Annotated in this window: 11 protein-coding genes; 1 reads left to right on the forward strand and 10 read right to left on the reverse strand. The window is 41.3% G+C overall.

What is annotated here, in order from left to right; translation table 11 throughout:
* Window positions 1-5: 5 nt before the first annotated feature.
* The 10 genes from LV85_RS01530 to LV85_RS01575 all read right to left on the reverse strand — a co-directional run bounded on the left by LV85_RS01530 (window position 6) and on the right by LV85_RS01575 (window position 16,044).
* Complete coding sequence (locus tag LV85_RS01530) at window positions 6-1,184, reverse strand: oxygenase MpaB family protein (protein WP_158531122.1); 1,179 nt, start codon at window positions 1,182-1,184, stop codon at window positions 6-8.
* An 835-nt stretch (window positions 1,185-2,019) separates the two neighbouring features.
* Window positions 2,020-5,313, reverse strand: coding sequence for a sensor histidine kinase (locus LV85_RS01535; RefSeq protein WP_111316408.1), 3,294 nt, complete (start codon window positions 5,311-5,313; stop codon window positions 2,020-2,022).
* 485 nt (window positions 5,314-5,798) lie between these two features.
* Window positions 5,799-5,990, reverse strand: coding sequence for a hypothetical protein (locus tag LV85_RS01540; protein ID WP_111316409.1), 192 nt, complete (start codon window positions 5,988-5,990; stop codon window positions 5,799-5,801).
* 18 nt (window positions 5,991-6,008) lie between these two features.
* Window positions 6,009-8,042 (reverse strand): alpha/beta hydrolase family protein, encoded by a 2,034-nt coding sequence (locus LV85_RS01545; protein WP_111316410.1) that lies wholly within the window; start codon window positions 8,040-8,042, stop codon window positions 6,009-6,011.
* 182 nt (window positions 8,043-8,224) lie between these two features.
* Window positions 8,225-9,529 (reverse strand): APC family permease, encoded by a 1,305-nt coding sequence (locus tag LV85_RS01550; RefSeq protein WP_111316411.1) that lies wholly within the window; start codon window positions 9,527-9,529, stop codon window positions 8,225-8,227.
* Between the two features lie 245 nt (window positions 9,530-9,774).
* A complete protein-coding gene (gene ggt, locus LV85_RS01555; RefSeq protein ID WP_245942099.1) occupies window positions 9,775-11,472 on the reverse strand; it encodes a gamma-glutamyltransferase in 1,698 nt (565 codons plus the stop codon).
* Between the two features lie 138 nt (window positions 11,473-11,610).
* Window positions 11,611-12,309: a DUF2490 domain-containing protein gene (locus LV85_RS01560; RefSeq protein WP_111316412.1), complete on the reverse strand. Its 699-nt coding sequence runs from the start codon at window positions 12,307-12,309 to the stop codon at window positions 11,611-11,613.
* Between the two features lie 177 nt (window positions 12,310-12,486).
* Window positions 12,487-12,846: a cupin domain-containing protein gene (locus LV85_RS01565; RefSeq protein ID WP_111316519.1), complete on the reverse strand. Its 360-nt coding sequence runs from the start codon at window positions 12,844-12,846 to the stop codon at window positions 12,487-12,489.
* A gap of 80 nt (window positions 12,847-12,926) precedes the next feature.
* Entirely contained in the window at window positions 12,927-14,921 is a 1,995-nt protein-coding gene (locus LV85_RS01570; protein WP_111316413.1) for a heavy metal translocating P-type ATPase, read from the reverse strand.
* Between the two features lie 10 nt (window positions 14,922-14,931).
* The gene (locus LV85_RS01575) at window positions 14,932-16,044 is read right to left on the reverse strand and encodes a DmpA family aminopeptidase (protein WP_111316414.1); all 1,113 of its coding nucleotides are present in this window, start codon (window positions 16,042-16,044) and stop codon (window positions 14,932-14,934) included.
* A 492-nt stretch (window positions 16,045-16,536) separates the two neighbouring features.
* Between LV85_RS01575 and nth the strand changes: the two genes are divergently transcribed.
* Complete coding sequence (nth, locus tag LV85_RS01580) at window positions 16,537-17,205, forward strand: endonuclease III (RefSeq protein WP_111316415.1); 669 nt, start codon at window positions 16,537-16,539, stop codon at window positions 17,203-17,205.

Below are 17,205 nucleotides of genomic sequence, written 5' to 3' on the forward strand. Positions count from 1 at the left end.
GTGGTTCAGGGTTGATTTCTGGCTCTCCAGTCTTGGGTCAGAGATTTTGGCAAATAGAAATTGATGATAGAAGAATTGGACATTCTTCTGAGCAGCAATAGCAATCCGAATTTGGTGAAGAATTGAAGTACCATCGAAAATACCAAGCTCTTATCCAATACCTCTCCGATCTTAGTCAGGAAAGTCATTCTCTTTTTCATCTTGGTGATTTTCTCTGGAGATACAGACGGAACAGCCAGCAAATCTGACACTTCATCACCCATCATCAATCGCATCAAGGCGGTGTTGGAATCCTCACCTAGGATTGGCTTGGATTTTAGATTTTGAAAATCACGAAGAGCCTTGGTCAAGGCTTTAGCCTGCTCACTTGGCGCTTTTTCCTTATCCAAAATGCTATGACCTAGCTTCAGTGCATCTGCGGAATTTATTGGGATCATATCATCATCTAATCCTACAATATGTCCAATAACTCTCCAGCAATGTATGTAAGCTTCCAGTTCTACTGGCTCAAACTCGATCCCGATGATTCCAAGACCTTCGATCACCAAGGCCGAAAATGACATCAATGTACCTGCCAAATCTTCTTGGTTGATAGGCTCCCCATATTTCTCAGCATCCCAGTTGTGCTCCTTTAGGTAATAGCGGATTACGGCATGGATTAGTCTGACTTTTTGGGTAGCAATCAATCCTTTCCCTTTGGGATCAAGGCCATCTGGTGACATGGAGAAAACAACAAATTGAGCTGTTTCGGCTATCCTTCGTGAGAAAGCTTTCAATGAACCGTGGTTTTCATTGAGGCGGGCAGTCCTATGTAATACCTCGGCACCATTAGCGCAGGCATAGCACTCAGGCAGAGATTTGTAGCAAAGTAATATGCCTATCCAAATCCCATGTCTCAAATAGATTTGCTGACCCATGTTGATCAGATCTTGATCTGCCCATTCAGGCAAAATTGCTGATTGCTTAAAAAAATCCCTTAGCTCTTCAGGGGCATCATCAGGAAGTTTATTCTGATCCAACACTATGGATTCAAATAAGTGATTGATGGTATTAACCTCCTTTTTGGCCATGATAGCTGCAACAGTTTTGTCGGCCAGCGGATCCATCACATGACGCTTGGCAGCTAATTTCTCTGTAGTCCAGTCTGTTGTTTCAGCTGTATTGATATTCTTCAACTTTTCCAACGCTCGCTTTTTGATGCGTCTATTTTTAATTATAAAGCTGATGGAGAGGCCTATAAATACAATTAGAAGAATGAGAAAAATTTTTGTGAGCATAAAAGATGAAAAGTTCTAAAGGTTGGGAAATATCAGTGCTAAAACCATTTACATCATGTCTTCCAAAAATCCAATACCTACAGATTCCGTTAAACAATTCTAAGGAAATCAAGCTTAAGTATTGTATTTATCCTAGAAAGCATAATCAATAATACTTAAAAAATGGGTAAGAATTCTGATTTGTGAAGATAATAGGTGGATCTTATTGCTAGAAAAGTGTTTTACATAGGCTTTATTATGCACTATGATCTTTTGAAAGAATCTTCTTTATATGTACCGAGCCTAAGGCTCTTTGGAGGTTTATTCAGCTTCCTCATTCAACGGATTGAAATCCGTCGTTACAGTATTGATCGAGCCTATGGCTCTGGTTTGATTAATGTATTTAAGCTTAAAGGTTTATTACTAAGCTGTTGATCGAGTCCGCATGGCATTTTGCTTAAGCTGAGGCTTTAGTTTTTAGAGGCTTCAATTTTGGCTTCCGCTAGTTTCAACGGATTGAAATCCGTCATACAGTATTGACCGTGCCTACGGCTCTGGTTTGATTTAAATATTTAACTTAAAGATTTATTATTAAGCTTTTGATCGAGTCCGCATGGCATTTTACTTAAGCTGAGGCTTTAGATTTTAGAGCTTTCGATTTTGGCTTCTACTAGTTTCAACGGATTGAAATCCCTCGTTATAAAATTGACCGAGCCTACGGCTCTGATATGTTTCATTTTTTACCGTTTTAGCTTCATATGGTTTAAGTGTGGATAGGCAAAAAGATGATCATTTCTGTACCTTCGCCTTCGATACTTTTCACTCTCATATCTCCCCCATGTGCTTTGATGATATCATAGCTTATGCTGAGCCCGAGGCCTGTTCCACTTCCGGTAGGTTTGGTGGTGAAAAAAGGCTGGAAGATTTTGTCTTTGATGGCTTTGGGGATTCCTCCGCCATTGTCTTTTATGCAAACCTCTATTCCTCCCAGATCTCCAGCTAGATCGATAAGCCGAGTTTGAACAATAACTTTTGGGTTATATGTGCTTTTCCCATTAGTAGATTCAGACTTGTTGTCGTTTTGAGTTAAAGCATTTCGACTTCGATCTGCACAAGCATAGAATGCATTATTGATCAAATTCAAAATCACACGTCCCACATCTTGCCCTACCACATTTATTTCAGGAATATTGTAATCTAAATCCGAATCAAAATCAGCATTAAAGCTTTTGTCTTTGGCACGTAGTCCATGATAACTCAATCGTAGAAACTCTTCTGCAAGGGCATTGATATTGGTTGGTTTTGCATCGTTTGTGTTGCTACGGCTGTGGGCTAGCATTCCTTTTACGATGGAATCTGCTCTCTTACCATGGTGTTTGATCTTGGAGAGGTTTTCCTTTAGGTCATTTGATATTTCCAATACCATTTTCATATTTCCTTTTTCGTATTCCTCCTTCATTTCGTCAATGAGTTCCTCACTGACCTCAGAGAAGTTGTTTACAAAATTCAATGGATTCTGAATCTCATGGGCGATACCCGCGGTAAGCTCACCCAAGGAAGCCATTTTCTCGGAGTGGATCAGCTGAGATTGGGTATTCTTGAGGTCTTGGTATGCTTTTTCTATTTCTTTGGCATGGGCCAGCTCTATATCTCTATTTTTATTCTTTTCTCTAGCTAATACACGGCCCGTTTGGAATCGTACCAGTGCATATACTAATAAGCCAAAGGCGATAAAATACAGTATGAAAGCCCACCAAGTAGCATACCATGGAGGAAGAATTACAAAGTTGTAGGTGATTTCGTCAGAAATGGTATTGAAGGTGTTTTTGGCGCGTACTCTAAAGCTGTATGTGCCGTAGGGAAGATTACTGAATTCCCGGTTAGTCTTACTTTCCCATTCAGTCCAGTCCTCGTCCAGACCCTCTAGAAAAGTTTGGTACTGCATCCTATTTTCCTTGACGAAAAAAGGAGAGATATACTTGAAATTAATTTTGTTTCCTTTGTATTCAAGCTCAGGGACTTCATTTTCAAAAAATTCCGGTAAAATTAATTTATCATTTCCCGAAACCACAGAGTTGAAATACAAGAGTGTGGGATAATCTGTTTTGTAATTACTGTTAGGATCCACCCGTAGGAGTCCTTCGTCAGTACCAAACCAAAAAATACCAGTTGGCTCCGTGTACCCTGAACCTGTAAAACTCGCGGTAATCAAATTGTAGGGATATTCCTGTAGAATGTAGCTGCTGTCTGGTTGAAGTAAGGCAAGTCTTTTTTCTCCGATGAAATCAAGAGTGACATTCCCAAATTGGTTTGCTCCCAGCCCATAGGTATCTAGGTTGATATCGGCAACCTCATCTGAAAAGCTGAATACATTATCTCTAATGAATGATTCGGAAGCATGATCGAAATAATAAAAGCCATCAATTCCCGATGTATAAACCCTTCCACTTACATCGACAATTTGACCAGAAAGGCCTCGGACGCCATCCTTATCGCTGTATTCCGTCACTTTGGAATTGTCCACATCTAAATTTCCAGAAGCAGTATTAGGGATTTGGACTCGATATAAGATACCAGCCTGTGTTCCTCCCCATATTTCACCATGCGCATCTTCCATTAAGGAGTATATGGACCGCTGAACTTGGGAAACTTGCCCAATAACCTCATACAGATATTTTCCAGACCCAGTCAAGCTTCGCTTTAATACATGAATCCCATCGTTTCCACTAATGATTACATAACCCTCGTGTTTTTTAGAAATCAGTACTTGAAGCGATTGAAAATCTTCCGTTCCTTCGACTATCGTAGCTTGATCTCCTCGAATCTCGTATAGACCAACCCCGGTAGCTATCACCTGATTGCCATCATCTTCTAAATCAAAAACTTGTGTATTTGGCAGATTTTTGACAGGCTTGATCAAACCATCTTCCTTGTCTATATATAGGACAGTGGTAGATCCTCCGATGTACAAATCTTCCCCGTAGGCATTAAGAGACAGGAGGTTTCCAACTTCATATTGGTCAGAATCAAATCGGGTAACAGGCGAAAACAACTCGATTTTGGAAAGTCCAGCATTTGTTCCTACCCAAAGGTTCTGGGTGTTGTCCAGAAAAAAGGAATAGACACTTTGATCTGGAATGGAGTTTTTGGTAGTAAACTGTGATAGTGCTTTACCGTCTTGATCGATGATGAAAAAGCCATGCCCTAGGATACTCATAGCATAGGTATTATTAGGTAATGCTAGGGCTTTATATAAACTCCTGACTTGGAGTAGGGAATCAATGTCGGTTTTGAAGGGCTTAAAATTTTCTCCATCAAAAAGATACAATCCCCCAGCAAATGCCCCAACCAAAAACTCTCCTGGATTTTTGTGAGGCAAAAGTACCTGTACCCGTTCTTCTCCTAAAAAATCACTTCCCGGAATAAGCTCCAAGATTTTGTTGGTTTCCCGAAATAGCCCAAGGTCCATTTGATGGGCATAATACCTACCCTCAAATGAAAAACCGTACATAAAGGAGGTATCTGGTTTCCATACCCGAATTCGAGAGCCTTCGTTTTCGGTTTCAGGAGTGTATATAAAAATGGCTTCTCTAGCCTGGAAGTAAATATCACCGCCAGCTTCCCGTATTGTCCATATATCATTGAATATAAAGTCCTCAGGTAAGCCTTCAATGACAGATTTAAGAATGGTATTCCCGAGTGAATCACTGCTGATATACCCAAAATCTCCAATCGAGCCATAGTAGTATGTTCCTGATGTGGAGAGATAGGTAGCTCTCACATTGGTATTAAAATCCTGAATAGGAGAGGAGAGCAATTCCCAATTTACTCCATCAAATCGCTGTAAACCACTAGATGTGCCAACATATAGATAACCAAATTTATCTTGTCCTAAATCCCAAACTTGCTGTCCAGCAGCACTCAGATCTCCGACGACATAATTGGTGAAGCTAGGCACCCCTTTCGAAGCATTGATTTGCCCATACGAAACTGCGCTAAACAAGAGCAGCAAAAGAATACTCAAGAGGGTGAAGCATTTCAAAAAGTAACTTTTCATGAGGTCATTATTTTTAAATAAAAATTAGGTTTCGACAGCTGGGGCTGAGGCTTGTTTCGCTTCGGATAATATTGTCGATAAATAAGGGATGGGAAAAGTTGGCTTTAATCGCTTTAGGGATTCCGACCCCCTTGTCTTTGACTAAGAGTTCTTCTTTTATTTCACTACTAAACTCCATAAAACAACAATTAATAAACAAGTTTAAAATCCCATTTTGTATTCATAATATCCACTAAAAAAGACACCTCTTATTTGGAGTCGCGGATTAACTATAAAGGCATTACCATTAGATAAACTATAAATGATCCCTTAGAAATTATCAAAAAGACTCGGAATTATGTTCTTAGAAACAAAAGCCATCCCTACCTAAAAGACACTAGTCTTTTGATTTTTAAATAATTAAGGAAAAATTTCTTAGAAAAAATACAAAAAACGACTTTTAAAATACATTAAAAAGTAATTGGCGGAATGGAAAAGCCGATCAATCAGCCTATTTTTCCATCTCCATCAATGTCTTTGCCTGATTGCTCCTCAAGTATTTTGAGGGTTTTGATCAGTAATTCTTTGGTATGTGCCAATTCCCACTCCAAATTCCTAACTCTAGCTTCCAGCGTTTCAGCTCTAGATTTATGATCTTGAATTTGGCTTTGCTGGATAAGGTTCCAAAATAGTCCCATAGCTTATTTCAATTGGGTTTACTTTTTATTCAAATAGTGATTGAACCAACTCAAGATCGAAGCCGACTTGCTCATCAGCATACTTGGACGATTCACTAATCCGTGAGATGCATTGGGAATACGTACCATCGCTGTTTCTACTCCTTGAAGTTTTAATGCAGCATAAAATTGCTCAGATTCTGCGATTGGAGTGCGGTAATCAGCTTCTCCTCCGAGTAGCATGGTAGGCGTAGTCACATTTCCAACAAAAGTAATTGGAGAGCGCTTCGCATAGTTTTCAGCTTCCTCCCAAGGGTTGCCTGGGAACCAATATTTCGTGAAAAATGCAGGGTTATCCGCATAAAGCACATGGGTTGACCAGTTGATCACAGGCTTAGCTACTACTGCAGCTTTGAAGCGTTTGGTTTTGCTTACGATCCAAGCCGTCAGCAATCCGCCACCACTTCCTCCTGTCACGAAGAGATTATCAGTATCTACATATCCTTTTTCGATCAAAGCATCTACGCCAGACATCAGGTCTGCATAATCATGGTTTGGGTAATCGTGGTGAATGGAGTTGCCAAATTCCTGTCCGTAGCCAGTACTACCACGAGGATTGGAATACAGCACTACATATCCTGCTGCGGCATATTGCTGGACCTCATAGGAAAAGGCGGTGCCATACATCGCAAAAGGGCCTCCGTGGATCTCTAAGATCATCGGGTACTTTTTATTTGGGTCGAAATTAGGAGGAGTCACAATCCAACCCTGAATATCCAGCTGATCGTAGGAAGATTTCCACCACATTTCTTCTACTTTCCCGAGGTTTCGGTAAGAAAAGACATCGTCATTCACTGCTGTAATTATTTTTACCTCACCATCTGACCAGACAGCCAGATCGGCAGGATGATCGGTGCCACCTAAGGTGAAAGCAAACTTAGCATTGTCAGATACCGTGAAATCGCCGGCATTGTATGGTCTTCCCAAATCCAATCCGCCCAAACCTTCTACTATTGTTCGGATTTTTCCAGTCAGCGCAACATGTCCAATTTTGGTGTCACCTTTTTCGTCGTATTGAAAATAAATTCCTTTTCCATTGGCTTCCCACTGTGGATTGGCTGCATCACGATCCAAGTCTGCAGTAAGAGTTTTGACATCCGAACCGTCTAGATTCATCACATACAGCATATTCACCTGGTAGCCTTGGTAGGTATCATCGTAACCTATGAATGCGATTTTTGTACCATCAGGAGAAAGTTTGGGATTGGAATCTGTCCCAAATCGAGAAGTCAATGCGGTCACCTTACCATCTGCAAAATCAAATCGATAGACTTCAGAATTCCCAGGCTCTAGCTCATTATCATCGTGGAGGTTGGCAGAGAATAGCAAGCTTTTGCCATCTTTTGTCCAGCTAGGATTGCCATAATTTTTATCATCAAAAGTCCATTGTCTTGCTGTACCACCGTCCAATCCAAGTGTGAAAATCTGGCGATTTCCAGGTTTGGTATACCCACCACCATCACTTCTGTAATTCATTTCATCGATGAAAATTGGAACTTCATTCCAACTCGCTCCTGCTGGTTTGGAAGGTATCTTCAGAAGTGACTTTGGAGCGGTAGCGACAAACTGAGTGAAGGCAAGCTGCTTATCATCTGCAGACCAAGATACCGCACCTGGAGGAGTAGCTGAATTGGTCAAAGCCACCGACTCGCGAGTATCTAAGTATAGAACAAAAAGCTTCGTTTTATCATCCTGCTGATTGGAATGATAAGCGACCTTCGTTCCATCATTGGACCATGTTGGATTAGAATCTCGCTGATTTCCCTGAGTAAGAGGGCGATTTTGAGTACCATCTATATTGCAGATCCAGAGGTTAGCATAATCACGATCTGTCATCACATCTTTGAAATTCCGAACGTAGATCACTTTGCTTCCATCTGGGGAAATCTCAGGATTGGAAATATATTCCAGATCAAAAAGATCCATCAACTCCATGTTGGTTTTCTGCTGGGAAAATGTGTTTTCCTGTATAAAGAATGTAATGACAACTAGCAATAAAAGTTTAGCCTTCATAGTTTTAAAATTAGCAGTGATGAATAATTATTAGCCGCAGAAAAATATACTGAGGACACAGTTTAGCAGGTAATTTAGGTTTTTTTGTATAAAGATCAGCAAAGCCAAGAACTTCCTACTTTAGGTAAGAGAGTACTTGCAATTTGGAATATATCGGCGATTTTAAATCAAATTTCAGTTCACTAATTTCTTTGCTTTCCTTTTGCAATAACTTTCATCAAAAAGTAGATCAAGGTCAGCACCAGCACAAATACTAGGATGCCTATTTTTTCATAACCGGTTAGATTGGAAAGAAAAAACAGGATAATTCCAGCTGCAAAAATTGGAATTGTATAGCCGAATGGAATTTTGAAATTTCCAGTTTCAGAATTATCCATCCTCCGAAGCTTGATCACAGATAGGGTTACACCGAAATAAACAAGAAGCATACTGGCCGAAGCAATGACAGCTAACTGCCGAAATCCTCCTACAGCAGCAATTGTAAAACCAAAGCCTGCGTAGAGCAAAATTGACAAATAAGGAGTTTTGAATCTAGGATGTATTGCGGCCAATTTGTCTAAAGGGATAATTCGGTCACTTGCCAAACCAAACAATACTCTAGGCATATTCAATATTTCCCCACTCAGCATGCCAAACATGGAGACTCCGGCAGCGATTAGTAAAATCGTATAACCGATAGGTCCAAAAACTACACTGGCTACGGAAGCTAATGGAGCTTCTTTAAGCTCAGGCAATTGATCGCCCAATACTCCCTGCGCAGCAGTCTGAATCAGAATATACAAGAACAGCACGAAGGTTATTCCTATGAAAATAGCCTTTGGGACAGTCTTTTGAGGGTTTTTGATTTCTCCACCTACAGTTAGGCCTGCATCGCCACCTTGAAAAGCGAAGAATAGAATCAGAGAAGCAGCACCAAAATTCTTGAAGGAAGGTGCATTCTCAATATATAAATTTGCTAACGAAACATCTTTCCAACTGAAAAATATCAGCAGTATCAAGGGTGTTAATTTGGCGACGGTATTGATTTTTACCAAGCCAATTCCCTGCTTGACCCCGATTACATTGAGGTAGGCCAATCCACCAAAAATCAAAAACAACAGTAAGACTCGGATGATTTGATTAGTGAACACTGGAAAAGCTAGGCCTATCAATTCTACCAAGGCATTGGCAACTGCAGCATCCGAAAAGGCAGACCCCAGAATCATAAATACCGCGGCCAAAAATCCTGGATATGGCCCAAATGCTGTTTCCACATAGGCATAAGCTCCTCCTGATCGGGTTACTTTGCTTCCTGCTTCGGCAAAACACAACATCACCAAAGCAATCAGCAATCCACAGAATAGGTAAACAAAGATTCCGGAAGAACCCATGATTTCAGCAACAATAGCCGGCAAAACAAAGATTCCTGCACCGACGATGATATTTACTATGTTGGCCGAGAGTCCCCATACACCGATCTCTCTTCTTAAGCCTGTATCTTTTTCCACAAATATATTTTTATCTCTATTGCTGCTATTAATAATTTGGTGATCAGTCTCGTCACTTCAGGATGTTACTTCTCAATTCCTACTCTTATTTACTATTTTGGGTGAAAAAGTGTGATTGGATCCTCTGCCCATTAGAACAATAAAACCCCAGCATTTACAATTCATCACTTAGTTATAAGTACCATTATAACCTTGGACCTTTTACATCTAACCACTCACCTTTTACCACTTACAATATTTACATTCTAGTACCCTCTAGCTCCTCCATCTTCACTGGAAGAATCAGAAGAACCTGTGTAGAGCTTAGTAGATGCATCATAAGTGATACCCATGAGCACTCCAATATTGGTAGTCGGTCTGAGTGTGTGGCCCATTTTCTCAAGCGCATCCCGCGTATCTGGCGAAAGTAGATTGCGCTCATACAAGATCTGATCTGGCAGCCATTGATGATGAATTTTCATTGCCTCAATCGCTCGGTCAATTCTCATATCGTATGCAAGTACATTCAATACCGTCTGAAAAACCGTGTTGATAATAGTTCTTCCTCCTGGGCTACCGATCACCAAGTATGGTTTGCCGTCTTTTGCGATGATTGTCGGTGTCATACTGGATAGCATACGCTTCTCAGGAGCGACCAAGTTGGGGTCCGAACCGATCTGCCCAGTAGCAGTAGTTACTCCTGGTACTGGATTGAAATCACCCATTTCATTGTTGAAAATAAAGCCCAATTTATCCGAGCCCATTTTCACACCGTAGGAATTTTCCAAGGTATAAGTCAGCGAAATAGCATTTCCTTCTTTGTCCACTATGGAAAAATGTGTGGTATTATCTCCACCGTAAGGATGTCCAAATTGAGCAGGATCAGAAATGGAAGCCTTATTCATATCAATATTTTCGAACCTAGTCTTTGCAAAATCCTTAGATAGTAGTCTGTCCAAAGGCATGTCAAGATTGAAGTCAGGATCGCCTAGGTACTCTGCTCTATCCGCAAAAGCTCTTCTCATCGCTTCGGCAACCAGGTGAACATAAGCTGTGGAGTTGAATTCCACGCTTGAAATATTGGCTTGCTCCATCAGATTCATCATCTCGATCAGCGCAACTCCCCCAGAGCTAGGTGGAGGCATGGAGTAAATATCATAGCCATTGAATGTGCCTTTCAGGGGCTCACGCTCTACAGCTTCATATTTTTCCAAATCTTCCTTGGTGATAATTCCACCATTGGCTTTCATGTAATCTTCGATCTTCTGAGCTACTTCACCCTTGTAGAAGCCATCTCTTCCATGCTTTTCTATTTGCTTCAGTGTGTAGGCTAAAGCAGGCTGCTTCCAGGTTTCACCAGGTTTTACTACCTCACCATCTTCACCACGGAAATAATTTCTCATGATATCTTCAGCAGGATCACGCTCTGACATTCTCACTGCTACATTATACAGACCATAAGTCATCGTGAACCCTTTCTTTGCCAATTCCACAGAGGGTTTTACTAGTTCTGCCCAAGGCAACTTTCCATACTTTTGATGTGCTTGGTAGAGTCCAGCTACTGTTCCCGGGACTCCTACAGCTAATAGTCCTTGGTGATTTGAATTATTCTTTATCTCGCCATTTTCATCTAGAAACATACCTGGGCTTGCTGCCAAAGGGGCTTTTTCTCGAAAATCAAAGGTGGTCACATCTCCATCTGATTTCATAAATACGATGAAACCTCCACCACCGATGTTCCCGGCTTCAGGATGTGTGACCTCTAGCGCGAATGCTGTGGCCACGGCGGCATCTATCGCATTTCCACCCTTCTTCATAATATCGACTCCCACTTGTGAGGCAATCACGTTGTCGGATACGACCATGCCATTTTCAGCGTAGGTCTGGGCTTTGGTAGAGCTGATAAAAAATAAAAGCAGCATTGTTAATCCAAATGCTGCATGTCTGGAATTGATATTTATCATCTGATTTTACGGTTGAATGGTGGTTTGAGTAAAAATAAGATAAAATACCAGATCATTGACAAGAGTTCTGATAAGTGGAACCAGCCGATTCTAGATTTGATAACCATCACTGGAAAAGTAAATAAAAGAATCAGCCGGTCAATCTTTCGATTTATTGCTGGTAAGACGGTGATTCATAGTTAATCTCAAAATATCTCGGTTGTAGTAGCCTCCATTTTGACGCTGGTTTATCCATTTTTGATAAGCTATTTCCACGTTCAAATCAGGGGAGAAAGCATAGTTTAATCCTGCTATTAACCGATTTTGATCAAAGATGTAAGAAACTTTATTGCCTGCCTGAACCAGCAATTCATCTCCAGCAATCACCTTCAGCACTTGATTTTCCTTACCCTTCCAAATAGGATAGGAGACCATAATTCTATAGCGAAATCTGAAACTCCCAAAGAAAAAGCCATCTACCAATTCATCCTCTTCCAAATCTAGATTATGAAAATAGCGGGCTTCTGCTCTGTAGCGATGATCAATTGTTAGTTTGCTCAATTTCTGCTTATAGGTTATTTCTATATGAGCTCTTAGTTCTGGCTCTACCAGATCCAGCTCAGATCGGGGATTGTTGGGGCTTTGAAAAAAGGTAGCAAAACCGGCTGTAGCCGTCCATCCGCTTTTACCAAGTTTTCGGTTCACATGAGCACGTAAAGAAAGTTGATGCTGCGCAAAAGGACTTACAAAATGCCTCTCTTGAACTTCCGCCATTACAGACCAATTCTCATCAATTGGTAGCGTAAGAAAATAGCCATACCAGATGAGTTGCTGGTGGGTGACATCCTTCTGAGCCATAGATGACTTTGGGCAAAAACTCAGAATCAGAAGAAGGGAAGTAGTAGCTAAAACTTTCAATAGGGTGAATTAAGCTGCAATTTTACGCCAATTCCTAGTGAATTAATAGGGTAATAAATAATAATTTCTTGAGGATAGCATTTGCATATCCCGACCCTTATAGGAAGTTTCTCTTATCTATATTTTTTCAAATTTATCTACAGTCAAATCAGACTTTACTTCTCCTGTATGCTTTGTGTTTTGAGGTTCGAAAAGCAAGATCCAAGTCTCTTCTTCTGCAACTGGTTTATGTTCTACTCCTCGTGGAACGACGAGCATTTCACCTTCATTTAGTCTGATAGATTCACCTTCGAAATCAATCTTCAGAGATCCCTTCACTATCAAAAAAAGCTCATCCTCATCGGTATGATTATGCCAAACAAACTCTCCTTTGACTTTGGCAATTTTCACATCCTGGCCATTTAGCTCGCCAATAATCTTAGGGGTCCAAAGTTCTTTAATCAGCCCAAACTTCTCGTTGATATTTACCTTTTTCATAGTTCTGACTTTACTTGGATCATTTGACATCTTCCTACTTTCAGCTACATCGGACATCCTACATCTAACACCCTACTTTATCAATCAAACTTCATCTTCTGAATTCGTATAGCATTCAGAATGGCCAATAAAGCCACTCCCACATCTGCGAAAACTGCCGCCCACATGGTTGCCATGCCTAATGCTCCAAGAATCAACACAATAACTTTTACTCCGAAGGCAAAACCTATATTCTGCCAAACAATCATCTTGGTCTTTTTCCCAATAGCAATCGCCATCGGGATTTTGCTTGGTTTATCATCCTGAATGACCACATCTGCAGTCTCGATTGTAGCATCAGATCCCAGGCCACCCATCGCAATTCCCACATCTGAAATCGCTACCACAGGAGCATCATTTACCCCATCTCCAATGAATGCTACAGTTCCTTTTTGAGTTTTGATTTCCTTGACTTTATTCACCTTGTCTTCTGGAAGCAAGTCGCCAAAGGAATTGGGAATGCTGAGCTCATCAGCGACAAATTGGACCACATTGCTCTTATCTCCGCTGAGCATCGTAATGCCAACGCCCATGGACTTCAAGCGATCAATCGTCTGCTGTGCATCCGCTTTTATTTTATCGGAGATAGTCAGATATCCTGCGAATTTTCCTCCGCATGCTATTGCCACCAAGGTGTGAACAATGCTTGACGGTTCGAGAGAATATGGGATAGCAAACTTGTCCATTAGCTTGAAATTACCGACTAGCACTTCCTTGCCTTCCACCTGAGCTTTCAAGCCATGTCCGGCAATCTCTTCTACGCTTTCTAAAATAATACTTGAATCAATCTCACCCACATGATGCTTTATTGCGGTTGCAATTGGGTGCGTGCTTTTGCTTTCAAGGGCATTGACAAACTCAAGGATTTTTGTAGCCTGAAATTCAGGTTGAAGATGAACTTCCTGCACATCGAAAACCCCTTCGGTCATCGTACCAGTCTTGTCCATCACCACCTCTTTGATCTCGGCGAGACTGTCTAGGAAATTACTTCCTTTGAAGAGAATCCCGTTTTTACTGGCTGCTCCTATTCCTCCAAAATATCCGAGCGGTATACTGATTACGAGCCCACAAGGACAGGAAATCACCAAGAAAATCAGGGCACGATATAACCATTCACTGAATACATAATCATCCACAAAAAGAAAGGGCAGAAAACAGATAGCTATCGCCAAATAGACTACAATAGGCGTGTAAATCTTAGCGAATTTTCTAATGAATAATTCAGTAGGGGCCTTCTGAGCAGTGGCATTCTGTACTAGTTCTAAGATTCTGGAGAGCTTACTGTCTGTGTAAGCGGTCGTTACCTTCACTTGGGAAACAGTATTTAGATTCACCATTCCAGCCAAAACCACAGCTCCTTTTCCTTTGGAATCGGGCTTACTCTCTCCTGTCAAGGCGGCGGTATTAAAGGAGGCTTTTTCTGATAAAAGCTCCCCATCCAAACCCAGTTTCTCTCCGGGTTTCAACTGGATGATATCGCCGATGTTTGCTTTTTCAGCCTTGATGGTTTTAGTCGTATTCCCTTCCAAAATTGTCACCTCATCAGGTCGCTGATCGAGTAGTGTTTTGATATTAGTTTTGGCTCGGGTCACTGCCATGCCTTGAAAAACTTCTCCTACAGAGTAAAAAAGCATCACCGCCACTCCTTCAGGATATTCTCCAATGGCAAAAGCTCCCAAGGTTGCGATTCCCATGAGGAAAAACTCTGAAAATACATCGCCCTTCAAAATGCTCTGAAAAGCCTCTTTTAATACAGGAAGTCCAACGGGAAGATAGGCCAGAATGTACCAGACCAATCTTATATAGCCTGTGAACCAGTCCTGAGGAAAAACATTATCCATCAAGATGCCCGCAAGCATCAAGACAAAAGAGAAGATAGCAGGTAGAAAAAACTGGATAGAGCTCGGGTCTCCATGTGAATGATCATGCCCATCGTCGTGGGAATGTCCCTCATGGGAATCCTTTCGATTCACTTTTGCATCCACAGCGCAGCAATCGTCGGCTATCAAATTCTCACTTTTAGCTTTTGTTGTCATATTTTAATTTCTATTTCATCCAGTCCATTACCTGATCCAGAGGAAGTTTTGATACTGTGTGTCCATCTTTTCCAGTCATACTTTCTGCTGCGAAAAGTGAATTGATAATGGCCTCTTCAGTAGCTTCGATAACGGCCATAAAGAGCGAAGTCATATCGTCATTTTGCACGAATTCGGCTTTTTCTAAGGTCTGAGCTTTTAAGACATACGGAATTCTAAGGCCTTCAGCCGTACTGAATGCAATCACATAATCACCAGAACCATTGGAAGCAATCCCGCCGGTTTTGGCCAATCCCATCATGGCACGCTTGGCCATTCGCTCCAGATTCCTGTCCAGCACAGGAGCATCAGTTGCCACCACAATCATGCAGCTCCCATCAGATTTTTCCATCGAATCACGAAATGGATACTTACCCATTTTTTCTCCCACAGATACGCCGTCGATTTGAAGATTCCCTCCAAAATTAGTCTGAACCAATACGCCGACTGTGTATCCTCCCAAACTCTCGGGAAGCTTGCGTGAAGCCGTTCCGATGCCTCCTTTCCAGCCAAAACACACTGTACCTGTTCCTGCTCCTACATTTCCTTCAGCTACTTTTCCAGACTCAGCCGATTTTATCGCCTGAATTACCTCATCGGAAGAAATATGCATGCCTCGGATATCATTCAGGTAGCCATCGTTCGTTTCACCGACTACAGCATTCACAGATTGGGCATTTTCATTTCCTTCTTGTTCTAAAGAATACCGAACGGCACCTTCAATTCCAGCAGCCACACTTAGCGTATTTGTAAGGATAATTGGCGATTCGATGTTACCCAGTTCCTGTACTTGGGTAGTGCCAGCAATTTTCCCGAAGCCATTTCCTACATATATCGCAGCTGGTACTTTTTGCTGAAAAATATTCCCGCCATGTGGCAAGATAGCTGTTACTCCAGTGCGGATATTATCGCCTTCGATCTTGGTGAGATGCCCTACTTTTACTCCAGGCACATCAGTAATTGCATTTAGCGAACCTGTAGGAAGAACGCCGATGATGATTCCTTTTTCCCGGGGTCTTTCTTGAGAAAATGAGTGGGAGCTGTGCAGGATCAAAAATACAATTAGAAGGCTTAGGTATTTCATGGAAGGTCGTTTCCCGAATTTAAAGCTTATGTCTTCAAGGAAAAATAATGGAGGCTATCAATCAATGAAAAACTCCTCATTATCTTGTATTCTCATTTTTTTGAAAAATATCATACCTTTTGTATCTAAAAATGGGATTGGTCCAAGCATCTTATAAATTAGCAGTCCACTCAGAAGAAAATTTTGAATCGTGACTTCGACTTCGCTACCAATGACAGATTGATTTGAGGACATCAAAAGCTGGTCAGTTCGAGCGAAGTCGAGAACCTTTCGACTTCGCTCAAGGTGACCATGATTATGGTTCCAAACCAAATTACTGTCATTTCATTTTTGTATGTTCAAAGAATATTTAATACTCAGCCTGACAGTGGCTGTTGTCAATGATTTATAAGGTGAGATGACTATTAAATTTGGAATAGAACTCGAATTAGTATTTCATAGTGCTCTCTGCGTTAATCTCTGTGATCTTCGTGGTTAAATTACCCTACTAAAATGCTGAAAAAAGAAAGATACGAAGCCATTATCAATCACTTCCGTGAGAATATGCCCATCGCTGAGACGGAACTTCAGTATGAAAATCCCTTTCAGCTATTGATGGCAGTGGTGCTTTCTGCTCAGTGTACTGACAAGCGGATCAACATCATTACCCCAGCTTTATTCGAAAAATTCCCTGAGCCAGCCTTTTTGGCGGCTTCGAATTTTGACGAGCTTTTCCCCTATATCAAAACCGTTTCTTACCCAAACAATAAAACCAAGCACCTCTTAGGTTTGGGGAAAATGTTGGTGGAGGACTTTGGTAGCGAAGTTCCTTCTACCGTAGCGGAATTAATCAAGTTGCCGGGAGTTGGTAGAAAAACTGCCAATGTGATTACTTCGGTGGTGTGGAACCAGCCAAATATGGCTGTTGACACGCATGTTTTTCGAGTTTCGAAAAGGCTTGGCTTGGTGTCTCAAACAGCCAAAACTCCACTGGAGGTAGAAAAGCAGCTTATCCGACACATTCCAAAAGAGTACGTGCACATCGCGCATCATTGGCTGATTTTGCATGGAAGATATGTTTGCTTGGCTCGAAGACCGAAGTGCGAAGAATGCACTTTGACTCATTTGTGCAAGTATTTTGAGAAGAATCAAGGTAAAATCACCAAGGTCGAAACTGAATAA

Origin of the sequence: Algoriphagus chordae, from assembly GCF_003254055.1 — a bacterium.
GTDB lineage: Bacteria > Bacteroidota > Bacteroidia > Cytophagales > Cyclobacteriaceae > Algoriphagus > Algoriphagus chordae.